The sequence below is a fragment of the Mesorhizobium sp. genome (genome assembly GCF_017306585.1).
In the GTDB taxonomy this organism is placed as follows: Bacteria; Pseudomonadota; Alphaproteobacteria; order Rhizobiales; family Rhizobiaceae; genus Mesorhizobium.
This window is the reverse complement of the sequence record NZ_JAFKIC010000110.1, coordinates 1-26,131: the sequence shown is the minus strand read 5'-3', so window position 1 is coordinate 26,131 and position 26,131 is coordinate 1. Positions and strand designations below refer to the sequence as shown.

General features: G+C 64.1%; 25 protein-coding genes. 8 read left to right on the top strand and 17 right to left on the bottom strand.

Translation table 11 applies throughout. The features are described 5' to 3' along the window. Positions 1–10: 10 nt before the first annotated feature. Genes J0I79_RS05890 through J0I79_RS05860 form a run of 7 tightly spaced genes read left to right on the top strand, consistent with a single transcriptional unit; the run spans position 11 to position 5,856 of the window. A complete protein-coding gene (locus J0I79_RS05890; RefSeq protein WP_292855675.1) occupies positions 11–907 on the top strand; it encodes a sugar ABC transporter permease in 897 nt (298 codons plus the stop codon). Further along, positions 907–1,773: a carbohydrate ABC transporter permease gene (locus J0I79_RS05885; protein WP_292855674.1), complete on the top strand. Its 867-nt coding sequence runs from the start codon at positions 907–909 to the stop codon at positions 1,771–1,773. The genes J0I79_RS05890 and J0I79_RS05885 overlap by 1 nt, the downstream gene beginning before the upstream one ends. Positions 1,774–1,777: 4 nt before the next feature. Continuing rightward, complete coding sequence (ugpC, locus tag J0I79_RS05880; RefSeq protein ID WP_292855673.1) at positions 1,778–2,875, top strand: sn-glycerol-3-phosphate ABC transporter ATP-binding protein UgpC; 1,098 nt, start codon at positions 1,778–1,780, stop codon at positions 2,873–2,875. A gap of 5 nt (positions 2,876–2,880) precedes the next feature. Further along, positions 2,881–3,993 carry a mandelate racemase/muconate lactonizing enzyme family protein gene (locus J0I79_RS05875; protein WP_292855672.1) on the top strand — a complete coding sequence of 371 codons (1,113 nt, stop codon included), beginning with the start codon at positions 2,881–2,883 and terminating at the stop codon, positions 3,991–3,993. 9 nt (positions 3,994–4,002) lie between these two features. Next, a complete protein-coding gene (locus J0I79_RS05870) occupies positions 4,003–4,332 on the top strand; it encodes an L-rhamnose mutarotase (protein WP_292855671.1) in 330 nt (109 codons plus the stop codon). Continuing rightward, positions 4,325–5,401, top strand: coding sequence for a Gfo/Idh/MocA family oxidoreductase (locus J0I79_RS05865; RefSeq protein WP_292855670.1), 1,077 nt, complete (start codon positions 4,325–4,327; stop codon positions 5,399–5,401). Before J0I79_RS05870 ends, J0I79_RS05865 begins: the two co-directional genes overlap by 8 nt. Positions 5,402–5,409: 8 nt before the next feature. Next, complete coding sequence (locus tag J0I79_RS05860) at positions 5,410–5,856, top strand: MaoC/PaaZ C-terminal domain-containing protein (RefSeq protein ID WP_292855669.1); 447 nt, start codon at positions 5,410–5,412, stop codon at positions 5,854–5,856. A 12-nt stretch (positions 5,857–5,868) separates the two neighbouring features. Here the strand turns inward: J0I79_RS05860 and J0I79_RS05855 are convergent, their stop codons facing one another. The 10 genes from J0I79_RS05855 to J0I79_RS05810 all read right to left on the bottom strand — a co-directional run bounded on the left by J0I79_RS05855 (position 5,869) and on the right by J0I79_RS05810 (position 17,581). After that, positions 5,869–6,666, bottom strand: coding sequence for an ABC transporter permease subunit (locus J0I79_RS05855; protein WP_292855668.1), 798 nt, complete (start codon positions 6,664–6,666; stop codon positions 5,869–5,871). A gap of 2 nt (positions 6,667–6,668) precedes the next feature. Further along, a complete protein-coding gene (locus J0I79_RS05850; RefSeq protein ID WP_292855667.1) occupies positions 6,669–7,526 on the bottom strand; it encodes a 2-aminoethylphosphonate ABC transporter permease subunit in 858 nt (285 codons plus the stop codon). Then, the gene (locus J0I79_RS05845) at positions 7,519–8,664 is read right to left on the bottom strand and encodes an ATP-binding cassette domain-containing protein (protein ID WP_292855666.1); all 1,146 of its coding nucleotides are present in this window, start codon (positions 8,662–8,664) and stop codon (positions 7,519–7,521) included. The genes J0I79_RS05850 and J0I79_RS05845 overlap by 8 nt, the downstream gene beginning before the upstream one ends. Before the next feature lie 32 nt (positions 8,665–8,696). Further along, on the bottom strand, positions 8,697–9,725 hold the full coding sequence (locus J0I79_RS05840) for a 2-aminoethylphosphonate ABC transporter substrate-binding protein (RefSeq protein WP_292855665.1): 1,029 nt from the start codon (positions 9,723–9,725) through the stop codon (positions 8,697–8,699). Positions 9,726–9,978: 253 nt separating this feature from the next. Beyond that, on the bottom strand, positions 9,979–10,989 hold the full coding sequence (locus tag J0I79_RS05835; RefSeq protein WP_292855664.1) for an NAD(P)-dependent oxidoreductase: 1,011 nt from the start codon (positions 10,987–10,989) through the stop codon (positions 9,979–9,981). 23 nt (positions 10,990–11,012) lie between these two features. Next, complete coding sequence (locus J0I79_RS05830) at positions 11,013–12,359, bottom strand: aspartate aminotransferase family protein (protein ID WP_292855663.1); 1,347 nt, start codon at positions 12,357–12,359, stop codon at positions 11,013–11,015. A gap of 64 nt (positions 12,360–12,423) precedes the next feature. Further along, positions 12,424–13,539 (bottom strand): TIGR03364 family FAD-dependent oxidoreductase, encoded by a 1,116-nt coding sequence (locus J0I79_RS05825; RefSeq protein ID WP_292855662.1) that lies wholly within the window; start codon positions 13,537–13,539, stop codon positions 12,424–12,426. Positions 13,540–13,544: 5 nt separating this feature from the next. Further along, positions 13,545–14,999 carry a phosphonoacetaldehyde dehydrogenase gene (gene phnY, locus J0I79_RS05820; protein ID WP_292855661.1) on the bottom strand — a complete coding sequence of 485 codons (1,455 nt, stop codon included), beginning with the start codon at positions 14,997–14,999 and terminating at the stop codon, positions 13,545–13,547. A 102-nt stretch (positions 15,000–15,101) separates the two neighbouring features. After that, positions 15,102–16,358 carry a phosphonoacetate hydrolase gene (phnA, locus tag J0I79_RS05815; protein WP_292855660.1) on the bottom strand — a complete coding sequence of 419 codons (1,257 nt, stop codon included), beginning with the start codon at positions 16,356–16,358 and terminating at the stop codon, positions 15,102–15,104. A 23-nt stretch (positions 16,359–16,381) separates the two neighbouring features. Continuing rightward, on the bottom strand, positions 16,382–17,581 hold the full coding sequence (locus tag J0I79_RS05810; protein WP_292855729.1) for a 2-aminoethylphosphonate--pyruvate transaminase: 1,200 nt from the start codon (positions 17,579–17,581) through the stop codon (positions 16,382–16,384). A 272-nt stretch (positions 17,582–17,853) separates the two neighbouring features. Between J0I79_RS05810 and J0I79_RS05805 the strand changes: the two genes are divergently transcribed. Further along, positions 17,854–18,723, top strand: coding sequence for a LysR substrate-binding domain-containing protein (locus J0I79_RS05805; RefSeq protein ID WP_292855659.1), 870 nt, complete (start codon positions 17,854–17,856; stop codon positions 18,721–18,723). A 29-nt stretch (positions 18,724–18,752) separates the two neighbouring features. Here the strand turns inward: J0I79_RS05805 and J0I79_RS05800 are convergent, their stop codons facing one another. The 7 genes from J0I79_RS05800 to J0I79_RS05770 all read right to left on the bottom strand — a co-directional run. Beyond that, the gene (locus tag J0I79_RS05800; RefSeq protein ID WP_292855658.1) at positions 18,753–19,751 is read right to left on the bottom strand and encodes an acetamidase/formamidase family protein; all 999 of its coding nucleotides are present in this window, start codon (positions 19,749–19,751) and stop codon (positions 18,753–18,755) included. Between the two features lie 47 nt (positions 19,752–19,798). Then, positions 19,799–20,719 (bottom strand): ABC transporter permease, encoded by a 921-nt coding sequence (locus J0I79_RS05795; protein WP_292855657.1) that lies wholly within the window; start codon positions 20,717–20,719, stop codon positions 19,799–19,801. Next, positions 20,716–21,744, bottom strand: a complete 1,029-nt coding sequence (locus J0I79_RS05790; protein WP_292855656.1) for an ABC transporter permease — start codon at positions 21,742–21,744, stop codon at positions 20,716–20,718. The genes J0I79_RS05795 and J0I79_RS05790 overlap by 4 nt, the downstream gene beginning before the upstream one ends. Next, a complete protein-coding gene (locus J0I79_RS05785) occupies positions 21,744–23,282 on the bottom strand; it encodes an ABC transporter ATP-binding protein (RefSeq protein ID WP_292855655.1) in 1,539 nt (512 codons plus the stop codon). The genes J0I79_RS05790 and J0I79_RS05785 overlap by 1 nt, the downstream gene beginning before the upstream one ends. A gap of 62 nt (positions 23,283–23,344) precedes the next feature. Beyond that, positions 23,345–24,355 (bottom strand): BMP family ABC transporter substrate-binding protein, encoded by a 1,011-nt coding sequence (locus J0I79_RS05780; RefSeq protein WP_292855654.1) that lies wholly within the window; start codon positions 24,353–24,355, stop codon positions 23,345–23,347. Positions 24,356–24,453: 98 nt separating this feature from the next. Continuing rightward, positions 24,454–25,401 carry a nucleoside hydrolase gene (locus J0I79_RS05775; protein ID WP_292855653.1) on the bottom strand — a complete coding sequence of 316 codons (948 nt, stop codon included), beginning with the start codon at positions 25,399–25,401 and terminating at the stop codon, positions 24,454–24,456. Next, the coding region (locus J0I79_RS05770) for a glutamine amidotransferase (protein WP_292855652.1) at positions 25,398–26,131 on the bottom strand (734 nt) is incomplete at its 5' end. The genes J0I79_RS05775 and J0I79_RS05770, both read right to left, overlap by 4 nt.

Genomic DNA, 26,131 nt, shown 5'->3' with positions numbered 1-26,131 from the left:
AGGATATCTGATGAAGGGCTTCAAGCCATCCGCGCCGTTCCTGCTGCTGCTTCCAGCCATCATCGTGCTGGCGGCGGTCGTGGTGGTGCCGCTGATCCTGTCGCTCTATTCCAGCTTCACGCCGTTCCGCCTGACCAAGCCCGAGACCTTCTTCGTCTTCGTCGGTTTCCGGAACTATGTATCGATTCTGTCCAACGCCGATTTCTGGTGGGCGTTCGGCCGCACGGTGCTGCTGCTGACCATCGCGCTCAATCTCGAAATGCTGCTTGGCCTCGGCCTTGCCATGCTGGTCGAGAAGGCGACGCGCGGCCAGCGCCTGCTGCGCACGCTGATGATGTTTCCGATGATGTTCTCGCCGATCCTGGTCGGCTTCCAGTTCAAGTTCATGTTCAACGACAATATCGGCCTGGTGAACAACGCCTTGCAGTCGCTCGGCATCACGCAGGACGCCATTCCCTGGCTTATCGAAGGCCACCTCGCCTTCATCGCCATTTCGATCGCCGAGATCTGGTCGTCGACGGCGATCTTCGCCATCCTGATTCTCGCCGGCCTGCTCGCCATGCCCAAGGAGCCGATCGAAGCGGCCCGCGTCGACGGCTGCACGCCGTGGCAGACCTTCCGCTATGTGACATGGCCCTTCGTCATGCCCTTCGCCTACATCGCCATGACCATCCGCTCGCTGGACGTCGCGCGCGCCTATGACATCGTCAAGATCATGACCGATGGCGGACCCGCCGGCCGCACCGAGCTCTTGTGGACGCTGGTGGCGCGCACGGCCTACAGCGACGGGCGCATGGGCATGGCCAACGCCATGGCCTATTTCTCGATCCTGTTGTCGATCGCCTTCACCGTCTATTTCTTCAACAAGCTCGCCGCGGCGCGCACGCAGATCGGCGCGGAGTGGTGATGGACGAGAATTCTTCCGCCCGGCTAAAGCGCAGCCTCTTGCGCATCACCTATCGCATCGGCCTGTTCCTGGCGATGCTGACCATCTGCCTGCCCGGCCTGTGGATCGTGCTGTCGTCGCTCAGGCCGACAGTCGAGATCATGGCCAAGCCGCCGGTATGGATCCCGCAGCAGATCTCCTTCGACGCCTATGTCGCGATGTTCTCGGGCATCGGCAAGGGCGGCATTCCGGTCATCGAGTACTTCCGCAATTCGCTCATCATCTCTGTGACCTCGACCGTCATTGCCGTCGCCATCGGCATGGCCGGCGGCTATGCCTTCGCCCGCTACCGTTTCCGCGGCAAATCCGGCGTGTTCCTCGGGCTGATGCTGACGCGCACCGTGCCCGGCATCGCGCTGTCGCTGCCGCTGTTCTTCCTCTATGTGCGGCTCGGCATCATCGACACCCATTTCGGGCTGATCCTGGCCTATGTCGCGCTCAACGTGCCGTTCACCATCTGGCTGATCGATGGCTTCTTCCGCCAGGTGCCGAAGGACCTCGCCGAAGCGGCGCAGATCGATGGCTGCACGCGCTGGCAGGCCTTCTGGCAAGTCGAGTTCCCGCTTGCGGGACCCGGTATCGCGTCGGCCGCGATCTTCGCTTTCCTGACCTGCTGGAACGAGTTCGCGCTGGCCTCGCAGCTCACCCGCTCGGTCAGCGCCAAGACGCTGCCGGTCGGCCTGCTCGACTATACGGCCGAATTCACCATCGACTGGCGCGGCATGTGCGCGCTTGCCGTGGTGATGATCATTCCGGCGCTCACCCTCACCTACATCGTCCAGAAGCATCTCGTCGGCGGCCTCACCTCCGGCGCGGTGAAAGGCTGATCCCATGGCAACGGTTTCCCTGAAAAAACTGACCAAGCGCTACGGCAGTATCGAGATCGTGCATGGCATCGACCTCGATATCGCCGATCGCGAATTCATCGCGCTGGTCGGGCCTTCAGGCTGCGGCAAGTCGACGACATTGCGCATGATCGCCGGCCTGGAGGAGATCAGTGCCGGTTCGATCGAGATCGGCGGCCGCGTCGTCAACGATCTGCCGCCGCGCTCGCGCAACATCTCGATGGTGTTCCAGTCCTATGCGCTCTACCCGCATATGACCGTGCGCGAGAATCTCGGCTTCTCCCTCAAGATCGCCGGCGCCGCCAAGGATGACATGGACCGGCGCGTGGCCGAGGCCTCGGCCATACTCGGCCTCGACGCGCTGCTCGACCGCCGCCCCTCGCAATTGTCGGGCGGCCAGCGCCAGCGCGTCGCCATGGGCCGCGCCATCGTGCGCGACCCTGACGTCTTCCTGTTCGACGAGCCGCTTTCCAATCTCGACGCCAAGCTCAGAACGCAGATGCGCACCGAGATCAAGAAGCTGCATGCCAAGGTTCAGTCGACGGTGATCTACGTCACCCATGACCAGGTCGAGGCGATGACGCTTGCCGACCGCATCGTCATCATGCGCGACGGATACATCGAACAGGTCGGCACGCCGGACGAGGTCTTCCGGCGCCCGGCTACACGTTTCGTCGCCGGCTTCATCGGCTCGCCGCCGATGAACCTCAACGAAGCGACGGTCGAGGGCGGCCAACTGGTCTTCGCCAGCGGCGCCCGGCTTCCCCTGCCCGCACAATTCAGGGCCAATGTCGCCGCCGGCGACAAGGTCGTGTTCGGGCTGCGGCCCGACGACATCTATCCGACCGGCCATGGGCTGAGTTCCGGCGATGCGGCCGACGTCCATCAGATCGACCTGCCGATCACCGTCACCGAGCCGCTCGGCAACGAGACGCTGGTGTTCGTCGAATTCGACGGCGCAGACTGGGTTTCGCGCATGCTGAACCCAAGACTGCTGCGACCCGGTGAGCGGGTCGGCATGAGCCTCGACCTGTCGCAGGCGCATCTGTTTGCCGCCGACACCGGCAAAACCCTTCGGAGCTGAGCGACATGGCCAGGATCGAAAAGATAGAACTGCGGATGGTGGACCTGGTCCCCAAGGTCAAGCGCACCGACGCCATCCAAAGTTTCGTCAGCCAGGAGACGCCGATCGTCACCATCACCGATTCCGACGGCGCGGTCGGCACAGGCTACAGCTACACGATCGGCACCGGCGGTTCCTCGGTAATGCGGCTTTTGTCGGATCATCTGGCGCCGCGCCTGCTCGGCCGCGATCCCGACATGATCGAGGCGATCTGGCACGATCTCGAATTCGCCACCCATGCCACGACGATCGGCGCCATCACGGCCATCGCCATCGCGGCGATCGACACCGCACTATGGGACCTCAGGGCAAGAAAGCAGAACCTGCCGCTGTGGAAACTTGCCGGCGGCGCCAAGGATCGCTGTCCGCTCTATACGACCGAAGGCGGCTGGCTGCACATCGAGACGCAGGCGCTGGTCGACGATGCGCTGGCCGCCAAGGCCAGGGGATTTCGCGGCTCCAAGGTGAAGATCGGCAAGCCGCATGGGTCGGAGGATCTTGCCCGGCTGTCGGCGGTGCGCAAGGCCGTCGGCGACGGCTATGAAATCATGACCGATGCGAACCAGGGTTTCTTGGTGGACGAGGCGATACGGCGCGCGGCGCGGTTGCGCGAACTCGACCTCGCCTGGATCGAGGAGCCGCTACCCGCCGACGACATAGACGGCCATGTGCGCCTGTCCAACTCGACGCCAACGCCGATCGCCATCGGCGAGTCGCTCTACTCCATGCGCCACTTCCGCGAATACATGCAGAAGGGCGCCTGCTCGATCGTGCAGGTCGATGTCGGCCGCATCGGTGGCATCACGCCCTGGCTCAAGATCGCCCATGCGGCGGAGGCCTTCGACATCCCGGTCTGTCCGCACTTCCTGATGGAGCTGCATGTCAGCCTGACCTGCGCTGTTCAGAACGGCCGCTATGTCGAGTACATTCCGCAACTCGACCAGTTGACCGGCAAGCATATGCGCATCGAGGATGGGCATGCGCTGGCGCCCGACGAGCCAGGTATCGGCATCGATTGGGACTGGGACGCGGTCAAGGCCATGAGCATCGCCGAATTCACCACGGCGATCACCGGATAGGGGAACGACATGCAGCGGATGGGTATGATTCTGGGTCTGAAGCCTGAAAAGGTCGAGGAGTATGTGCGCCTTCATGCCGCCGTCTGGCCGGACGTGCTGACCATGATCTCGGCCTGCAACATCAAGAATTATTCCATCTATCTGAAGCGGCCGGAGAACCTCTTGTTTTCCTATTTCGAGTATCACGGCACCGACTATGCCGCCGACATGGCCAAGATGGCCGCCGATCCGAAGACGCAGGAGTGGTGGTCGTTCTGCATGCCTTGCCAGGAGCCGCTGGCGACCCGCAAGGATGGCGAGTGGTGGGCTTCCATGGACGAGGTCTTCCATCATGACTGAGGCCGGTTTCGACCCTGCCTCGCTTGTCCAGTCCTGGCCAAAACCTTCGAAACTCCGCCCGATCGTGACCTTCGGCGCCGGATCGATCGTCGGCGACGCACATTTTCCAGCCTACCGGAAAGCCGGCTTCCCGGTTGCCGGCCTCTATGATCCAGATCAGGCCAAGGCGCAGGCCCTTGCCGAGAAATGGGGCGTCACCGCCTTCCGCTCGATAGAAGATGCAACGGCCGTCAGCGGCGCCATCTTCGATCTGGCGACGCCACCGGGACGGCACGCGGAAATCCTGAAGGCCCTGCCCGAGGGATCGGTCGCGCTTATCCAGAAGCCTATGGGCAACTATCTCGGCGAGGCGAGCGAGATCCTCGAAATCTGCCGCTCCAGGCAGCTCAAGGCGGCGGTGAATTTCCAGCTTCGCTTCGCGCCGATGATGCTGGCGCTGAAGGACGCCATCGCCAAGGGCTGGTTAGGCGAGGTCGTCGACTTCGACGCATGGCTGGCGCTGGCGACACCCTGGCAATTGTGGGAGTTCCTGCTCAAGGCGCCGCGTGTCGAGATCGCTATGCACTCCATCCACTATCTCGACCTCGTCAGACAGTTGCTCGGCGACCCCAAGGGTGTGCACGCCAAGACACTCGGCCATCCCAACCATACGGTGGCGCAGACCCGCACGAGCGCCATTCTGGACTATGGCGACACCGTGCGCTGCGCGCTCTCAATCAATCACGATCATAAATTCGGCCGGCGGCATCAGGCCTGCGAATTCCGCATTTGCGGCACCGAGGGCGCCGCCTATCTCAAGCTCGGCCTCAACCTCGACTATCCCCGTGGCGAGCCGGATATACTGGAGATCCACCCGAAAGGCGGATCGGACTGGATTGCCGTGCCGCTCGCCGGCGAATGGTTTCCCGATGCCTTCGTCGGCCGAATGGCCAACGTGCAACGGTTCGCATCGGGCGAGGATACCGAATTGATCAGTTCGGTCGAAGACGCCTGGCACACCATGGCCCTGGTCGAGGCCGCCTATAAATCAAGCGCTGCGCCGGCGATGCCGCTTGCCGAAAAGCCGTAAGGCAGGACATGGAACAGATCACCTATTTCGAGGACTATGAGATCGGCTCGACACGGCTGACCAGCGGTCGCACCATCACCGAGACCGACTTCATCGTGCATGCCGGGCATACCGGCGATTTCTTCCCGCATCACATGGACGCCGAGTTCATGAAGACGACGCCGTTCGGCCAGCGCATCGCACATGGCACGCTGGTGTTCTCGGTCGGCATCGGCCTGACCGCGACAGTGATCAATCCTGTAGCCTTTTCCTATGGCTATGACCGGCTGCGCTTCATCAAACCGGTGTTCATCGGCGACACGATCCGCACACGCACCACGATAACGGCCAAGGAGGACGACCCCAAGCGGCCGGGTTCAGGCCGCGTGGTCGAGCGCTGCGAAGTGATCAACCAGCGCGGCGAGGTGGTGCTGGCGGCCGACCATATCTACATCGTCGAGCGCAAGCCGGCCTGAGCCGGCCCGGCGTCACGAGCCGGTGGCGCGGGCGGTGATGCGTTCGAGGCCGAGCAGCAGGATCAGGGTGGCCGCCACCAGGATCATGGTGAGTGCGGCGCCGGCAAAGATGTCGCCGCGATCGGTGAGGCTGAAGATCGACACCGGCAGCGTCACCCAGCCCGGCGGATAGACCATGACGGTGGCGCCAAGCTCGCCCATCGACAGGGCAAAGCTGAGGCCGAACGCAGCAACAAGGTAGGGCGCGAGCAGCGGCAGCGTCACATGCCAGAGCCTGTAGGCGGGCCGCGCACCGAGGCTCGACGCCACCTGCTCGAAGTCAGGCGAGAGGCGCGCCAACCCGGCAGAGACATTGCCGAAAGTGAAGGCCGAGATGAGCACGAAATGCGCGATCATGACGATGGCGATGGTGCCGTTGAGCAGCAGCGGCGGATGGCTGAACGCGACCAGCAGGCCGAGGCCGACCGAGACAGATGGAACGGCGCTGGGGATGAAGAACAGGAGGCCGAGCAGCCGTTTCAGGGCCGCTCCTTGAAGGCGCAGCGACAGTGCCGCCCAGGTGCCGCTGACCAGCGCCAGCGCACTCGCCAGGAAGCCGGTGATGAAGCTTGCCTTGACTGAGTTCCACGCCGCGCCCCTGGCGACATCGGTGTAGTGCTCCGTCGTCAGGCCGCTTGGCAGGACGCCATTCCATTGGTCGGCCAGGCTGGAGAGCAGAATGACCGCCAGCGGCGCGAGGAAGAGCACGCCGAAGATCAGCGCGAAGAACACCCAGATGACCAGGCGACCGGAGCGCGACCAGACCAGCATGGCTAGGCTCCCAACCGGCCGGCGGCGAGCCGATAGAGACCGAACAGCCCCAGCGACAGCGCGATGTTGATCGTGGCAATGATGCAGGCGACCTGATAGGCCGATTCCTGGATCGCCTTGCCATAGATCAGCAGCGGCAGTGTGATGACGCCCTTGGCGCCGATGAACAGCACGATGCCGAATTCGTTGACGGTGAGCAGCAGGCAAAGGCTACCGCCGGCGATGAGCGCCGGAACTGCCGCCGGCAGGATGACCTGGCGAACGATGCGCAAAGGACGCGCGCCGAGCACGCTCGCCGCTTCGATCTGGCCCCGATCGACCAGCGAAAAGGCAGCGAGAAGCGGCCGCAGGATGAACGGTGTGTAGACGGTGACCTCGGCCAGCACGACACCCCAGGTGGAATAGAGGAAATCGACCGGTGGCGCCGGCAGCGAGAAGGTTTCCATCAGCCCTGAGTTGAGCATGCCGGCAGAGCCGTAGAGGAAGGTGAAGGCAAGCGTCACCAGGAAGGTCGGCAGCGCGATGAAGGTGTCGATCAGCCTGGCGATGAAGCCGCTGCCGGGGAACGGCACGAAGGCAAGGATCAGGGCCAGCACGAGGCCGACGATCAGGCATCCGGCCGTCGCGGCAACCGAAATCGTCACCGTGTTTACCAGCGCGTTGAGGAAAAAGCGGGAGTGGAGAACGCGGATGATCTCGGCGGCGTTGGCGACGCCGCTGTCATCGAGGAAGGCCTGCCTGATGATGAGCGCCAGCGGGTAGAAGAACAGTAGCGCCAGCAACGCCGCCGGCGGCACGATCCACAACCTGCCGGACTCTCTTCGGCTCGCCGGCGCGTGAAGGGCAATCGCCTCAGACACCGGCGTCTTCCGGAAGCAGCGACGTGTCGGCGGGCGAGAAGAACAGGGGCACGCTCGCGCCCCGCTCGGGCAGCGCGACGGGCAGCTTGGTTGCCGAGACGCGCATCGGCGTGCCGTCGACATCGAGCACGAGATGGGTGAGTTCGCCCTGCCAGTGAACTTCCCTGAGCGTGCCGACGATGCGGTTGGTGTGCTCGCTGTCGGCCGTCAGACTCAAATGCTGCGGCCTGATGCAGAGCAGGCTCTTGTCACCCGCCTTCTCGTCGCGGGCCGCTCCGGTGAGCACGGCGTCGCCATGCCTTGCCGTGGCAAAGCCCTTGGGGCCGGCAGCCTCCGCGACGGTCACCGGCAGGAGATTAGCGCGGCCGAGGAACTCGGCGGTGAAGCGGTTCGGCGGACGGCGGTAGAGATCCGTCGTCGGCCCGTGCGAACAAACCCTGCCGTCGCGCATGATGGCGATCTTGTCGGCCAGCGTCAGCGCCTCGGTCTGGTCATGGGTAACATAGAGGATTGTCAGGCCCGGCAGGCTGCGGTGCAGGCGGGCGATCTCCTCGACCATGTTGCGGCGGATCTGCGCGTCGAGCGCCGACAGCGGCTCGTCGAGCAGCAGCACGCGGGGCCGCACGGCAAGCGCACGGGCAATGGCGACACGCTGCTGCTGGCCGCCGGAGAGCTCACGCGGATAGCGCCTGGCGTAGGCCGACATGCCGACGGTGGCAAGCGCATCCTTGACGCGTTCGCCGATCAGCGCCTTGTCGGCGCCCTGCGCCCGAAGGCCGAAGGCAACGTTGTCCTCGACCCGCATATGCGGGAAGAGCGCATAGTTCTGCACCACCATGCCGAGCCCGCGTTCGTAGGGCGGCAAGTCGGTGACGTCGGTGGCGCCGATGCGAATGCGCCCGCTCGCGGGCCGCACGAAGCCGGCCACGGCCCGCAAGGCGGTCGTCTTGCCGGAGCCGGACGGTCCGATCATCGCCAGGATCTCGCCCGGCGCGATGTCGAGGGTCAGCGGATGCAGGACGACATGCGAGCCATAGGCGACGACGACCTTGTCGAAGTGGACGTTGGAACCGGCGCCGCGAACCTTCGCGGCGTCGATATCCGTGACTCCAGAACCCGTGAAGGCGGCTGCCGACATGGCGTTGTTCTCCGGATCGTTTCCCTGACGGATCAACTTCCGGTCGCTTCGTTCCACTTCTTGACGTAGCCGGGCAGCTTGGCGAGCGCGTCGTCCCAATTCGGCGACCAGATGGTCAGGCCCTTCATCGCTTCCTGCAGCTTGGCGAAGTTGGCGTCCGAAGGCGTCACGTCCTTGCGGGCCGGCATGCCGATGGCGATGGAGCTCACAGTCGACTGGGCCTCCTTGGACAGCAGGAAGTCGATCAGCTTCTTGCCGTTGTCGCTGTTGGGGGCACCGGTGACCAGGCCGATTTCATAAGGCAGCGCGAAGGTGGAGCGGGTGCCGTCCGGACCGGCGGGCCAGAACACCTTGATGTTGGGATTGTCGGCCATCTGCGACATGTTCATCTGCAGGTCGCCATTGGCGACGTGGAGTTCGCCCTTGTTGACCAGCGCGGTCAGCTTGCCGGTCGACGCGGACGGGCCGACATTGTTGTCCTGCAGCTTCTTCATGAACTCGAAGCCGGCATCCTCGCCGCCAAAGGCATGGATGATCTGCAGCATGACGGCGGTGCCGTCACCGGCCTGGCCGGGCGTCGAATACTGGATCTTGCCCTTGAACTTGGGGTCCAGAAGATCGCTGTAGTTCTTGGGCGCTTCCGACAGCACGGCGCTGTTGTAGATGAAATTCATGTAGTTGTTGACCAGCGGCCGGTACTTGTCGGTGCCGCCGTCAATCTGCGACGCGGCTTCCGGCTTGTAGTCCTGCAACAGGCCATCCGCGGCGGCGCGCTGGATGAAGGGCGGCAGGGTGACCAGAACGTCGGCCTGCGGGTTCGACTTCTCCTTGGCGACACGCTCGACGACACCGCCCGAGCCTGCCTCGATATACTGCACGGTGATGCCGGTGGCCTTGGTGAAGGCGGCGAACTCGGTCTCGTACCAGCTGCCATTGCCGTCATGCAGACCGTCGGCGGAATAGATGGTGACGACGCCGTCGGCAAGCGCCGGGCCGACCAGGGCGGCCGAAGCGAGCAATGCGGCGAGTGCCGCGACCATGGTTGCGTTTCGTGATTTCATGACCAGTTCCCCTTTGATTGAAGGCACATTTCGCGATGCACTAGGCCCAGCCGGCTTCGGTCTCTGTCGGACGTTGAGCCGGTTGGATGTCGTCGTTGTGACAACTCTGAGGATCGGCGATCGATAAGTAAAATCTATTTATTTTATGACAGACAAGTTTCTCCTGATATTTGTCATGGAACTGTCGCATTGCTGTCGCGGGCGCATTCGTGACTACGCGGGCGTCTCCTATACCTTTGAAAAGTATGGATTATCAGGAGAACGAAACGCCTGAGACCTGCACCCGCAAACGCGGATCGGACGAGCGAATGGTCACCGGCCGGCCTTCCAATATCTCGAAACAGCGTGCGAGCGTGTCCTCTTCCAGCCGGTGCATCGCCTCTTGCGTGAAGAAGGTGAGATGCGGAAACAGGATCACATTGTCGCGACCGAACAGCGGGCTCATCGGGTGGCCCGACCTCGCCAGCGGCTCGACGGAGTAGACGTCGAGCCCTGCACCACCGATGCGTCCGGCAACGATGGCTTCCACAAGTGCCGCTTCGTCGATCAGCGCGCCGCGCGAGACATTGATGATGATGGCGGACGGTTTCAGGCAATCGAGTTCGGCCCTGCCGATCAAGCCACGGGTCTGGTCATTCAGGACGCAATGGAGCGAAATGAAGTCGCAGGCCCGCAGCATGGTATGGAGATCGTCGACCTTCTCGATGCCAGCGGCCCGCATCGCGGCGGCATCGACACCGGGATCGAAGCCGAGCACGCGGGCACGGAACCCCTGACCCGCCATGCGCGCCATGCTGCGGCCGATCTTGCCGCAACCGACGAGACCAAGCGTGGCGCCTGATATGTCGCGTCCCAGCCAGCGCTGTTCCGGCCAGATCCATCCATCACGCGAGACAGCCTCGCTTATCTCCGGCAACCGTTTGGCCAATGCGATCATCAGCGCGAAGGCGCCCTCGGCGACGGTTTCCTCGGCATATTCGGGAACATTGACGACGGGAATGCCGCGCCGCATCGCGGCCGGAATGTCGATGGCGTCGATGCCGACGCCATATTTGACGATGCCCTTCAATTTAGGCGCCGCTTCGATCACCCGCGCGGTGACCGGCGTGTAGCACATCAGCAGGAGGTCGGCGTCGGTAACGGCTCCGATCAGATCGGCCTCGGCAATGCCGTCCGGCAGCGTCACCAGGTCGACGCCCCTCGCCCGCAGGCCGGCATCGATTTCAGGGCATTCGAGTTCCCGATCGGTGCGGACTGCTTTCATCGTTCAACCACCCGTTCCGCGGCTCAGCCCGCGAGCACCGCCGCCTCGACGATGTCGAGCGCCCGATCGAGATCGGCGCGCGCGATCACCAGCGGTGGCGAGAGGGTCAGCACATTGCCCTGGCTGATCTTGAAGCTCACCCCGTGTTCGAGGCAGCGATAATAGATCTTCTCGGCAAGCGAGCGGGCCGGCGCGCGGCTTGCCTTGTCCTCGACCATCTCGACACCGAACAACAGCCCCCTGCCCCTGACGTCGCCGACAAAGGGCGAACGCTGCATGAGATCGTTCATGCGCGCCATCGCATGGGCGCCGAGTTCGGCGGCACGCTCGGCCAGCCCCTCCTCACGCACGATGGCGATGGTGGTCAGCGCGGCACGCGCGGTGACAGGGTTCTTCTCGTGCGTGTAGTGGCCGATCGCGTAATCACCGGCAACGTCGAGATCGCGTCGCGCGATGACCGAGGCGATGGGTAGGATGCCGCCGCCCAGCGACTTGCCGAGCACGATGATGTCGGGCGTGACGCCATCATGTTCGGAGGCGAAGAACTTTCCGGTCTTGCCGAGACCGGTCGGTATCTCGTCGAAGATCAGCAGCGTGCCGTGGCGGTCGCAGGCTTCGCGCACCGCCTTCCAGAAGCCGGGCGCCGGCACCAGCGGTGTCGCGCGCATCGGCTCGGCGATGAAGGCGGCGAAGTCGCCGTCGCGGCCCAGCACATAGGAGATCATGCTGGCGCAGGCGCGCGCCGATTCCTCCAGCGAACTGGTGCCATAAGGGCAGTTATGCGGCGCCCATGGCGCGACATGCTCGGCACCCGGCAAAAGCGGTCCGGCAATGCCGGAGCGGAAGGTCGCCTCGCCGCCGACGCTCGACGCGCCGAAGCCGGCGCCATGGAAGGCATCCCAGAAGGACAGCGTCTTGAAGCGGCCGGTGGCGGCGCGCGCCAGCTTCAGCGCCACTTCGATCGCATCGGAGCCGCCGGTGGTGAACAGCACCTTGCCGAGATTGCCTGGCGCGAGTACGCCAAGCGTCTCGGCAAGTTCGACCGCCGGCTCGCAGGCGAAGCGTCGCGGCGCGAAGGGCAAGGCATCCATCTGCGCGCGGATCGCTTCCTTGAGGCGCGGATGACCGTAGCCGATGTGGTGTACGCTGTTGCCGTGAAAATCCATGTAGCGGCGGCCGGCGGTGTCCTCTATCCAGATGCCTTCGGCCCTGGCGATGGCCGAGACGCAGGGGCTGGACAGGCTCTGGTGCAGGAAGGCGGCGGCATCGCGCGCCAGCAGGCGGCGCGTCGCCGCGTCCTCCTGCCTTGCCGACCATTCGCCACGCGCGGCGGAAATGTTCGATTCACCTTCGGTATGGACGAGGCTCATTGTTCCTCACACGAATTGCCGCGCTCCTGATGGCGCGGCGAAGGCTTGCACCATAGGACATCGATCATGCAAACAGCTCCGCGATGGTTTCCTCACCGATGGCGAATCCGGTGCTGGCGCCAGTGCCGCTGGTGACGATCACGAGCCGTACGTCGTCATGTGGGGCATCGCGGATCATCGCATGGCCCGCCGACGCGTAAGTACCCGTCCACCGCGCGGTCACCTCCGGCGCCTTGCCACCGAACAAGGTCCTGAATTCATCCAGGATCAGTTGGTCGACCGCCTCCGATCCGAATGGATCGAGCGTCATGCCGTAATGATGGGAATCGCCGATGACAAGGGAACCGTCGGCACTCTGCACCACGATCAGATGGACGCCGTTTTCCAGCGCCGCGCCACGCTGCTCAGTCAATCTCTCCCGCAGGGCGCCCGCTTGTGGCAGGCAGGAGAAACCGCCATATCGCAACAGGCTGAGATCGGACGTCAGCGCCGACGGGAACCGGCGTCCCGGGTCGGCAAGCCGCAGCATCTGAAGTTTGCAGCGCCTGATGCCATATTGACCCATTCGCTCGGGATAGAGCGAGGCGAAATCATCACCGGGGCAGACCACGATCTTCTCGGCATGCAGGCGACCCGAACTGGTCTCGACGACCGGCGCGGCGATCGACGTGACCGAGATGCCGTTGCGAAATTCGACGCCGTGCCTATCGGCCAGGAACGATGCCAGCCTGGGCAGAACCTCGCGCGATTCGACCCGCAATTCGAATGGGCTGTAGAGCCCGCCGACAAGCGCATTCTCGTCGAGGCCATCAAGGTGCGCGGCCGCCTCGCGCGCCGTCATGAGCTTGCAGTCCCTGCCATCCGGACCAGCTTTAAAGGCCTCGAGCAATGCAAGCGCTTCCGGGCGCTGCGCCGCCACCAGCTTGCCGCGCTGGAGAATTTTCACCCCCGCCTCATCGGCAAGGTCGAGCCAAATCTGCCTGCTGCGTTCGGCACGCTGACGCGACACGCCGATATCCTGGCCGGTGACGACGACAAGCCCGAAATTGCGGATCGAAGCGCCGTTCGCTTTCTGGTCGCGGTCGATGACGACGACACGCAGTCCGCGCCGCATGGCCGCCAGCGCATGGGCGAGCCCGACAATGCCCGAGCCGACGACGGCGAGATCGTACCGGTCCATCTGCTCTACCACGGCAGCGAAAACGTCTTGACGTTGGTGTAGCTCTTCATCGCCTCGATGACGCCTTCCTTGTAGCCATTGCCTGAATCCTTAATGCCGCCAAACGGGGACATCTCGATGCGGTAGCCCGGCACTTCCCAGATGTTGACCGTGCCGACCTGCAGACCGGCAATGTATTTCTGCATGCGGGGGAACGAGTTAGTGCAGACCCCCGACGACAGGCCGAAAGCGGTCGAATTGGAAAGTGCGATCAGCGCCTCGTCATCGTCCGGCGCGCGCACGATCGGGATGATTGGGCCGAAGGTTTCTTCCATGACCAGTTCGGATGTGTGCGGCACGCGATCGACGACGATCGGCGGCAGCAGCGCGCCCTGGCGGCCGGGATTGTAGAGGATCTCAGCGCCCTGCCCGGCGGCCATGTGTACGCGGGTCTCGAAGAGCGCGGCCGCCTTCTCATGGACGACCGTGCCAAGATCGGTCGCGCGGTCCATCGGGTCGCCGAAGCGGATTTTCTTCGCTCGTTCCAGCACCAATGGGACGAAGCGATCGGCAACGCTTTCCTGGACAAGGATGCGCTTGACCGCCGTACAACGCTGGCCGGAATTCTTGGTCGCACCGGCGACGGCGAGGTCAGCGGCCCTGGCGAGATCCTCGTCCGACAAATCGTTGAGGATAATCAGCGGGTCGTTGCCGCCGAGCTCCAGAACCTGGCGCTTGTAGCCGGCGGTGCGGGCAATCATCTTGCCGACCGGCACGCCGCCGGTGAAGGTGATGAGGTCGATGTTGTCGTTGGTGATCATCTCGTTGCCGATATCGGCCGGCCAGCCTGTGACCACCGAGAGCATTTCCGGCGGCAGGCCCGCTTCGTAAAGGATGTCGGCGAGCAGCAGCGCCGTCATCGGGGTGAGTTCAGTCGGCTTCACCACCACGCAATTGTTGGTCGCGATCGCCGGCGCCACCTTGTGCGAGACCATGTTGAGCGGATGATTGAACGGCGTGATCGCCGAGATCGCCTTCAACGGCTCGCGCGTAGTGAAGATCTTGCGTGCCTTTCCATGCGGGGTCAGATCGCAGGAGAAGATCTGGCCGTCATCCTGGATGCACATCTGCCCCGACAGCGTGAAGACGTCGTAGGCGCGGCCGACCTCATAGAGCGAGTCCGCCTTGGAGATACCGAGCTCCAGCGTGATGAGGTCGGAGATTTCCTCCTTGCGGGCAGCCAGCGCTTCCGCCGTGCGGAAGAGTATCTGCTGGCGTTCATAGCGCGTCAGCTTCGACCGGTAGCCGGCCGCGATCTCGAAAGCTTTTCGCGCATGCTCGGCACGGCCGGCCGGCACGGTGCCGATGACGGTGTCGTTCCAGGGATAGCGCACCTCGACGACGCCATCGGCATCGACTTTCTTACCGGCAATGCGCATCGGCTCGTGGCGAACCTTGATGGACGGGTCAAGTTGGGTCATGGGCTCTGCTCCAGCAGATTCTCGGTACGTCTCGACGGAGGATCGCCCCCCACTACGCCTGGATGCGCCAGGTGGAGTGGGGGTCGACAATCACGCGCGAGATCAAGCCAGCGCCGCCGCCATCGTCGCGTAGTAGAAGGCGTCGAAATTGCGCAATGTCGGCTCGTTCGGCAGGTCCGGCAGCACGCGATTGACGATGAACGGCACTTCCTGCTCGGTCAGGCCGCCATGCGAGCGCAACGGCTCGTTCAGCGCCGCCAGATCGTGGCGATGTTCCGACGTGCCGATCGTCATGTTCTCGGTCGAAATCAGCACGATATCGCCGATGCGGTCGGCCGGCAGTTCGAAGCGCTCGCAGGCTGTCGGGCTGTCGACAACCAGCATGATGCCGTCGGTCTTGGCCAGCCGCGCCATGATATCGGCCTGGTCGGCGCCATCAGGCAGATAAGCGGTGGCGAAGGAGCCGAGCGCGCCGTGATGCACGACATAGGGATCGGTGATCGGCAGGATGGCGCGGGCGGCGTCCTTGCCCAGCCACTGGTCGAGCAGGTCCTGGACGTAGACGACAGCCGGCGAACCGTCCGCCTTGTGCTTGGGCTTCATGCCGTGGTCGGCGGTGACGACGATCGCGGCACCCAGCGCATCGAGCTCGGTCAGGTACTTGTCGAACATCTCGTAGAAGGCGTTGGCCTGCGGCACGCCGGGCGCGTATTTGTGCTGCACATAGTCGGTCGTCGTCAGGTACATGATGTCGGGACGGAACTCCTTCAGCAACTGGACTCCGGCGGCGAAGACGAATTCCGACAGTTCGGCCGAATAGACTTCCGGCACCGGCAGTCCGAAATGCTTCGAGGCATTGTCGATGCCGTGCTCGGCCTTCGTCGTGGTGTCCGACTTCTCGGCCGAGAAGCACAGTGCGCGGCCCTCGTCGAAGGCGAGTCCCTTGCCTAGCAGTGCGCGCAGCTTGTCCTTGGCGGTCACCACGGCCACCTTGGCGCCGGCGTCGTAGAAGGCCTGGAAGATGGTCGGCGCGCGCAGGAAGCGCGGGTCGTTCATCATCACTTCCTTGCCGGTCTCGCGCTCGTAGAGATAGTTGCCGCAGATGCCGTGCACGGACGGCGGACGGCCGGTGGCGATCGACAGATTGTTTGGGTTGGTGAAGCTTGGAATGACCGAGTGCGCCATGCGCACCGTGCCCTTTTCCTTGATCCTCACCAGGGCCGGCATCAGCCCGGCCTTAATAGCTTCGTCGAGATAGGCCGGCTCGCAACCGTCAAGGCAGATGGCGATCGCCGGCACGCGTGGCCAGGCGTAGGTGCGGCCGTTGACCGCGACATTGATGGGAGACATCTGGTTCATCCGAAATCCTCTGATATGCCGCGTCAGGCGGCGAGTTTGGCGCGCTCGGCGATTGCCGCGGCGGGCGGGGCGGCGGTGTCGACGCCCATTTCATCAAGCGATTGCGCGGCGGCCTCGACGACGCGGCGCATGACATGCTCGTCCATCTGGCCGATGCAGCCGACGCGGAAGGAATCCACGACCGTCAGCTTGCCGGGATAGATGATGAAGCCCTTGTCCTTCATCAGCTCGTAGAAGCGGTCGAAGGCGAAGTTCGCATGGGCCGGATTGAAGAAGGTGACGATGATCGGCGACAGCCAACGGTCCTTCAGCAAGGTCTCGAAGCCGAGTCCGCGCATGCCGGCCACCATGACGTCGCGGTTCCTGACATAGCGCGCGCCACGGCCCGCTACGCCGCCCTCGGCTTCATGCTGGCGCAGCGCTTCGAGGAAGGCGGCGACGACATGCGTCGGCGGCGTGTAGCGCCACTGGCCCGTCTTGTTCATGTGCGCCCATTGCGCGTGGACATCGAGGGACAGCGAATGGCTGCGCCCCTTGGCGGCCTCCAGTTCGCTTTTGCGGGCAATGATGAAGCCGAAGCCGGGCACGCCCTCGATGCATTTGTTGGCCGACGAAACCATCGCCTCGCAGCGGATATCGTTGACGTCGAGCGCGACGGCGCCGAAGGCGCTCATGGAATCGACGAGCAGCTTGCGGCCCTTGGCCTGGACGGCTTCGGCGATCTCGGCGACCGGATTCAAAATGCCTGAGCTGGTCTCGCAATGGATGGCAATGACATGGGTAATCGCAGGATCGGCATCGAGGGCGGCGGCAATCTCGTCGCCGCGCGGCGGCAGGTAGTCGCCCTTGTCGATCAGCGTATAGGCGCGGCCGAGATACTGCATGGTCTGCGCGGCGCGCAGGCCGTAGGCGCCATTGGCAAGAACCAGGACCTTGCCGTCTTTCGGCACGAACGAACCGAGCATCGCCTCGACGCAGAACGAGCCCGACCCCTGCATCGGCACACAGTCGAATTCGTCTCTCGTGTCCCCGGTAAGCGCCAGCAGGCGGGCGCGCATCTCGGCGGTCATGGCACGGAAGTCGCCATCCCACGATCCCCAGTCGCGCAGCATCGCCTGCTTGACCGAATAGGCCGTGGTCAACGGCCCCGGGGTCAGGAGATAGGGCTCGCCCAGCGCCGGACTGGGCAACGGCTCGGCGGCAAATTTCGTCTCGGCGAGCATGGTGTCCTCCGACAGGTCGCTGCTTTTTGGGTATGCCGCCATTGTTGGCGCGGGAGACATATTTGTAAAATCGTTATTTTGTATCGAAGTATCGATTTACCCGATACAATGACTTCGACTCGGGAACGGATGTTGCCTGTCGGGCATGACATGCTTGTGAAGCTGTGCCGGTTCGTTACCGCGCACATCGCTGAAATCGTTTGATCTCGCATTTAAGATAGCAGGACTTATGGTGGGTCGCTGCCGGATCAACGAGTTGGAGGGGGAGAAAAATGCGCTACGTCCAGTTGCGGGCCTTCCACCAGGTGGCGATCTCAGGCGGCTTTTCGCGAGCCGCCGAGGCGCTGTTCCTGACCCAGCCCGCCATATCGGATCAGGTGCGCAAGCTGGAGGAAGAGTATGACGTGCTGCTGTTCAACCGCAACAAGAAGCAGGTCACGCTGACCCATTCGGGCCAGAAGCTGCTCGAGATAACGCACCGCATGTTCGATACCGAGCAGCAGGCGCTCGAGCTCCTGACGGAGTCTCGCGCCTTACGCTCGGGCACGCTGCGAATCGTCGCCGACGCCGCGCACCATCTGCTTCACATACTCGGCAGTTTTCGGGCCCGTTATCCCGGCGTGCAGGTTTCAGTGCGCGCGGGCAATACGGAAACGGTGATCAGCAGCCTCTACAGCTACGACGCCGACATCGGCGTGATGGGCGAGGTGCCGGCCGGGCGCGATTTCGAGGTGCTGAAACTGAACTCGACGCCGATCATCGCCTTCACCTCCATCGACCACCCGCTATCGGCAAGGAAATCGCTGACGCTGAAACAACTGGCACAAGAATCGCTCGTCATGCGCGAACGGGGCTCGAAAACGCGTCAGAAGCTCGAAGATCTGGCCGCGGCCTCGAATGTCGAACTGCGGCCGGTCATCGAGGCCGAGGGCCGCGAAGCCGTGCGCGAGATCGTTGCCTCCGGCGCCGGCATCGGCTTTGTCTCGGCGGCCGAATTCGGCCACGATTCGCGACTTGTGCCGATCACCATCGACGCGCCGGAGACCCTGATGGACGAAGCGCTGATCTGCCTGCGCGAGCGTAGCGGCGGCAAACTGGTGCGCGCTTTTCTGGACATGGCGAGATCGCTGTCGGCGGATTAGAGCGCCCACCGTTGCATGGCGGCATCGCCTCAGCCGGAAGCGTGACCAGCCCTGCCCAGCGCTCGCAGTCGATCATGAATTCCGTCGTTGAGCGTCGAAACCCCCAGCAAGCCCTTGTCGATCGAGCACAGGACGGTGAAGGACGGATTGACGAGATTGCCGATGCGCAAGCGGCAGGCCTGGCTCACCAGTTGATGCGCATCCATCAGCGGCAGGCCGGTGATGGTCATTACCCAGCGAACGAGACCGGCCACGGCGATGCGGCAGGCGTCGTCGACAGGCCGCGCCGAGCCTATGACGCCGATATGGGTGTCGGTCTCCAGCCGGGGCCAGTCGAAATCGTCCGTCGCGGCCAGTCTTCCACAAGCGAAAGTCGTGTGGAAAGCGCCCTCCACCGCCGTGCCGGCGATCTCACCATCGCCCTGGGCATAGTGACCGTCGCCGATATAGACATGGGCGCCATCGAGATTGGCGCGCAGATACAGCGTCGCGCCTGGGCCGAGATCGGGGATATCGAGATTGCCGCCGAAATCGCCGGGGACCACGCCCAGCCGCACTTCACCATGGGCGGGCGCCACGCCGAGCGTGCCGTGAAACGGCCGGTAAGGCACGCTTAGCGCCCCACCATTCGCCGCTTGCGTGACCAGCGTTCGCCTGTCGGGCCCGAAGCGCCATATCCAGACGCGCTCATCCTGCAGAGGCTGCAGATTGGGGCTTCCCCGCGTGCCCGAAAGCAGGCCGAAATCAGGGGAGATCGTCGCCACGCCCCAGTCGCGGGCCGGCTCCAGGGCCAGAAGATGGATGGCGACGACATCGCCCGCCTTCACGCCTTCGACATGGATCGGACCGGTCAAAGGATTGACCTTGGGATAGGGCGCGACCTCGCGCGGCCGCCCGTCGCTGCTGGTCAGCTTGCCCGAAAAGCAGTCTTCGGTGAACACAGTGGTTGGCTTGGACAGCGGGATTTTTAACCGCGGCGTGTGACCGCCGAAATGGAAGACGAAATCGCCATCGCCGGTCGAAGTCATTGTGGAGCTCCAGGATTGCCGCCTGCCGGGGGTGGAAGTGTCACGGATCAGGTCTCCTTCGGCCTGGCCATCCTGGCCGGGCGGTTGCGGACGTGGGCGCGCCAGCGGGCCGCTGTCAGGCCGACGATGGCGGCGACATAGGGCAGCATCAGGACGAACTGCGACGGGATGGCGAATGCCTGCAGCCGGTCGCCCAGTGCACCGAAGAAACCGAAGAGCACGGACGCGGCCGCCGTTATCCAGGGCTGGCCACCGCCGAACAGCGTCGCCGCCAAACCGATGAAGCCGCGACCGCTGGTCATGTCGGGCAGGAAGAAATGCAGCTTGTCCATTGACAGCTGCGCTCCCGCGAGCCCAGCCAGCAGCCCGCTGATCGCCAGCGACAGGGCTTTCATCTGGCCAACCTTGATGCCGGCGGAGCGGGCGGCATGCTCGTCCTCGCCAGCGGCGCGCAGATAGGCGCCGGTCGGCGTGCGATAGAGGAAAACCGCGCAGGCGGGTACCGCCAGGAAAGCGAGCAGAACGACGATGCTCTGCCCCTCGATCGCCGGGCCGAGAACCGGGATGAAAGAGAGACTGCCAGCCGGGACGTGCCAGAGGTCGGGAAAACTTACCGGTCGCAATCCGCCCGGGCTGCGATAGAACCATTCGAGCGCGAACAGGCTGCCGCCGGCGGCGAGCAGATTGATGCCCAATCCAGCGACGATGAAGTCGGCCGAGAAGCGCAACGTCATCACGGCAAGAAGCTGGGACATGGCAATCGAGGCGACAAGCGCCGCGAGGAAGGCGAGCGGCGCGCTGCCGGTGGCATCACCGACCGCGATAGCGACGAAGGCGCCGACCAGCATCATGCCCTCGACAGCGACGTTCAGGATGTTGGCGCGCAGCGTGATCATCGCGGCAAGGGCGGCAAGCACAATCGGCGCGGATTGCTCCAGAACGGAGGAAAGCAGGGAAACGGCGGTCACGCGCGCTGCCCTTTCCGCGCCAGCCTTGCCGTCATCAGGAGGACGAGAAGGCCGGTCAAGAGATCAACGAGCGAGCGCGGGACATCCGTCGATATCTGCATATAGGCCGAACCGTTGATCATCATCGCGTAGAAGATGGCCGTCGCCAGCGCGCCGATCGGATGGATGCGCGCGAGCAGCGCGCAGGTGAGACCGACCAGCCCGTAGTCGGGTGAAAAATTCTGCTCGAAGCGGTGTCCGATGCCGAGCACATAGAGCGTGCCGGCGAGGCCGCCGAAGCCGCCGGCGATCAGCATCGCGGTGATGATGCGGCGGTCGGCGGGTATGCCCACGGACCTGGCGAAGCGCAGGTTGGTTCCCGCCGCCCGCAACTGCGCGCCCCATTCGGTGCGGAACAGCACGACCCAGGTGAGGCAGGCAAGCACGACCGCGATGACGATGCCGCTGGTGGCGCCGCGCATGCCGGGCAGCGCCGGCAACCAGATGGCCTCGGGCAGCACCCGGCTGACCGCGCCATAGCTGGTGGGGTCGCGGATGACCTGGTTGGCGAGGTAGGAGGTAAACAGCAGCACGATGATGTTCAGCATCAGCGTCGTGACCACCTCGTCGACCGCGAAGCGGACCTTGAGCACCGCCGGGATCCAGCCGAGAAAGGCGCCGGCCAGGATGCCCGCGATCAGTGCCAGCGGAAACAGCAGCAGCGCCGGCAAGCTGGTGAAAGTGACGCCGACGATGGTGGTGGCGATGGCGCCGGCGTAGAGCTGGCCTTCGCCGCCGACATTGAAAATGCCGGCGCGGAACGAGAAGATGACGCCGAGCGCGATAAGCGTCAGCGGCGTCGCGCGATTGAGGAAGAGCGCGAAATTGCCCAGCGAATCGAAGTTGGCGAACAACAGGTCGCGATAGGCTCGCACGGGATCGTCAGCGATGGCCGAGACCAGCACGAAACCCAGCGCCAGCGTCAGCAAGATCGCGGTGAGCGGAGCCCGCACGGCACGCAGGCAGTCAAGCACCAGTTCGCGCATCACGCAGCCTCGATCCTGGCGCCGTTCATCAGCGCGCCTATGGTGACCTCGTCGGCCCTGGACCGTTCAAGCATGTCGAGGAGCTGGCCCGAATACATGACGCCGATCCGGTCGGACAAGGCGAATATCTCCGACAGTTCCGACGAGATCAGCAGCACCGCGCGGCCGCGATCGGCGGCGGCCATGATGCGGGCATAGATGAATTCGGCGGCGCCGATGTCGAGACCGCGCGTCGGCTGACAGATGACCAGCAAGGCCGGATCCCGATTGAGTTCGCGCGCGATCACCACCTTCTGCATGTTGCCGCCGGACAGCCAGCCGACGGGCATTGCGGGCCTGGCGCCACGCACGTCGAACTCGGCGATCTTTTCCTCGGCAAAGGCCGTGCAGCGGCTCATGACGACAAGCCCGTGGCTCTCGAGCCCGGCGCGCTGGTAGTTGCTGGCGGCAAGGTTTTCGGCGATCGACATCGTGACGCTCAGACCACGATCGAGCCGGTCTTCCGGCACGAAGCCCATCCCTGCCTGCTGGCGCATCGGCACGGTAGCCGTGGTGATATCCTTGCCCGCAAGCTCGATGGAGCCGGCCTGGATGTCGATGAGGCCGACGATGGCTTCCGCCAGTTCGGTCTGGCCATTGCCGTCGACGCCGGCGATGCCGACGATCTCGCCGGCCCTGACCGCAAACGAGATGTCGTTGAGCAGCAGCCGGCCGGACGCATCGGTGACGCTGACATTCTTCAGGCCAAGCACCGGAGCGCCGAAGTCGCGCGGCTTGCTCTGGGCGCCGCGCCCGACGAGAAAGACGTTGCGGCCGACCATGTCGCGGGCGATGTCCGCCTCGCTGACGACCGCGGTCGGATAGGTCGATATGCTCTCACCATGCCGGATCACGGTGACGCGGTCGGATACGGCTTTGACCTCGCGCAGCTTGTGGGTGATGAACAATATGGTGCGGCCGCGCTGCCGCAATCCGGCGATCACCTCGATCAGTTCATCGACCTCCGGCGGCGTGAGGACGGCCGTCGGCTCGTCCAGGATGAGCAGTTCGGCGTCGAAGGCGAGCGCCTTGAGGATCTCGACACGCTGCCGCTGACCCACCGAAAGGCTGCGCACCGGCGTTTCGGGATCGAGGCCGAAACCATAGCGGTCGATGAGTTCGCGGGTGCGCTCGACCATGGCGCGCCTGTCCGAGAACAGGCCGAGCCGGCGCGGATGCCGGCCGAGAAACACGTTCTCGGCGACGCTCATGGAGGGCACGAGCGCGAAATGCTGATGCACCATGCCGATGCCCAACCGGCTGGCCGCGATCGGATCTGCGATCGTAACATCCTTGCCGTTGAGATTGATGGTTCCCCCGTCGGGCTGATGGATGCCGGCAAGAATGTTCATCAGCGTCGACTTGCCGGCGCCATTCTCGCCGCAGATGACGTGAACCTCGCCACGCCGCACACGGATGTCGACATGCTTCAGCGCGGCCTTGTCGCCAAACATCTTGGCGATGGCCGACAGTTTGAGAATTTCGTCCTGGTCGTCCACGGCGATTCCGCTACGAGAGGCAAGCGGGGACGGAACCGTTCCATCCCCGCCAGGAGCCGACATTATTTGAAGGCGGTCTCGACCTTCAATTCCCCATTGACCACCTTGGCCTTGGCCGCGTCGACCTTGGCCTTGACTGAAGCGGGGACGAGAGCATCGTTGTAGACGAGGCCGACGCCTTCATTGGCGAGGCCGTAGATTTTCAGCTTGCCGAACTCGGCCTTGCCGCCACGGACCTGGCCGATGGAATCGTAGATCGAATTGCCGATCTGCTTCAGCATCGAAGCCAGCACGTTCTTCGGGTGCAGGCCGTTCTGGTCGGAATCGACGCCGATAGCGTATCTGTTGGCGTCGGCCGCACCCTTTAGGATACCGAGGCCGGCGGGGCCGGCGACGTTGTAGACGACATTCGCTCCGTTCTCGATCGCCGTCTTGGTGAGGTCATAGGCCTTCTGGGCGTCGTTGAAATTGCCGATGAAGATCACCTGCACCTGGATGTCCGGAACGACGGTGGCGGCGCCCTGCTTGAAGCCGACGATGAAGTCCTGGATGACCGGCAGGTCCATGCCGGCGACAACCGCGATCTTCGGCTCGCCCGACGAAAGCGGAAAGTTTGCCTTGTCGGTGGCGGCGACGGCGGCAAGCACGCCGGCGAGGTAAGAACCTTCGTTCTGGGCGTACTTGACCGAGAGAACATTGGGCAGGTCGAGCTGATCGTCGAAGAAGACATATTTCTGATCAGGATGCTGCGGCGCCACGGCAGCCAGATTGTCATGCATGTTCGGGCCGGTGAAGATGACGTTCCATTCTCCCGAATTGGAAACGGCTTCGAGATTCTGGCGCCACAATTGCGGATCGGTCGGCGAGGCCTGCAACAGGCGAGTGCGCACGCCATCCTTTTGCGCGCGGTCGAAGCCGGTCTTGGCATTGTCGTTGAAGCCCATGTCGCCAAGATTGTCGCTCATGACATAGACGGCGCTGAACTTGTCTTCCGCCGGTGCGGCCGCAACCAGCGCCATCGTGCCCAAAATGCCGGCGAAGACCCCCAGCATGCCTTTCGAAATCAGTCTCATGATCCTGTTCCCTTCTTTCTTGTTTGCATTCCGCCCCGAAGCCGGAGCGGTCTCTGGTGGTAGTGGTGTCCGGCCGCGCCCGCGCGCGGCCCAGTCCCTCACAGTCGTGCCTGCAGTTGCGACAGAGCCGACAGGGCCTGAAACAAAGCCTTGTGCGTGGCGGCGACGTCGAACGAGATCACGACGTCGCAGTTGACGGGGCGATCCGACCGAGAGGCGAAATCGACGACGGTGCGGCCATAATTCAGGCCCTTCGTCGTTTCGACGTCGACGCGCGCCGGAACCGTCCTGGCAATGTCGGGAGCAGCCGCGACCAGTATGGCGCAAGGGTCGTGAAGCGGCATTTCCGGCGGCGCGAAAACACCTGGCCTGTGGGTCGTCACCAGCGACGCCAGAAGTTCGGCGGCCAATGCGGCGGCCCGGCCGGGAAGGCCCGCTATGCGATCGATCAGGGCGGCGGTGATCGGCACCGTTGCACTGGCGTCGACGGGGACCATGGTCAGCGGAATGCCGGCGTCGTAGACGATGGCCGCGGCCTCCGGATCGCACAGGATGTTCCATTCGGCGGCCGCCGATTTTGTGCCCAGTCCCCAGGCGCCGCTCAAGGTGACGATCCTGCCGATCTTGTCCGCGATCTCGGGATGCCGTCGCAAGGCCAGCGCCAGATTGGTCAGCGGGCCGGTCGTCACGATTGTCAGCCCCGGATGCGACGTTACTTCCGCGGCGATGCGGTCGACGGAATGGCGCTCGTCGAGCGCGATCCGCTCCAGATCGTCGCGCACCGGATCGAGACCATTGTCCATGTCGAGGATACGGGCGATGAGCCGTTCGCGCAGCAGCGGCCCGGTGGCGCCGGCCGACACCGGCACCTTGCGGGGGCTGGCGGCGGCCACGGTGATCGCCGCATTGACCGCCGTTCGCTCCCCGGCCAGATGGCCGGCACCGGTGGTCACCGCCAGCAAGTTGACGGAGGGATGGCCAAGCGCCGCCAGGATGGCAACGGCATCGTCGTTTCCGGGATCGCAGTCGTGAAGAAGATCGATCACAGGCCGCGCGTCCTGCTGGTCCAGGCGCAAAGGTTCGACCACATCGTGCGATAGCCGGGCCAATTGACAAAATCGAGCGGGCACCAGTGCGGGCTGCAATCCGACATGAACGCCGCGCTGCGGCCCGCGCCGACTTCGGCGACGGCAAGCAGCGGATCGTTGCCGATCGTGGCGATCAGTTCGGCGCCGCCGGCAAGCGTGACCCGGTTGTAGCCCAGCACGGCCGGAAGCGGCCCGGTTACACCTTGCATGACCGGGTGGCCGGGCTTCGTCACGGCGCCGACGATGCCCTCGGGATGTTCGCGCCGGTCGTCGGTTGCCATCAGCCTCACAGGCAGGCACGCCTCGACCACGGTATCCTTCCAGCAGCCCTTGGCCTCGATGCCGGTGAAGGTCAGGTAGCCGCCGACCATGATCAGGCCGCCGCCGCCTTTGACATAGTCGGCGATGACGTCGAGCTTGTTGACCGAAGACTGCGCCTTCAGCCAGGTGTTGGGGTGCAGCAGCAGCGTGTTGGCGCCGATGTCACTGAGAATGACCGTGTCATATTTCTTCAGCGCCGCAACACTGTCGGGGAAATGCGTCGGCGCGACATGGTTCTCGATCACATCGACCTCGAAGCCCGACTCCTCGAGCGCCGCTTTCAGGTAGGAATAGCCCTCGCCGAAAGTGGTCGTTGTGAAAGAATCGAACCCCTTCGTGTGCGTCGCGGTGGTGAACCAGGTTTCGC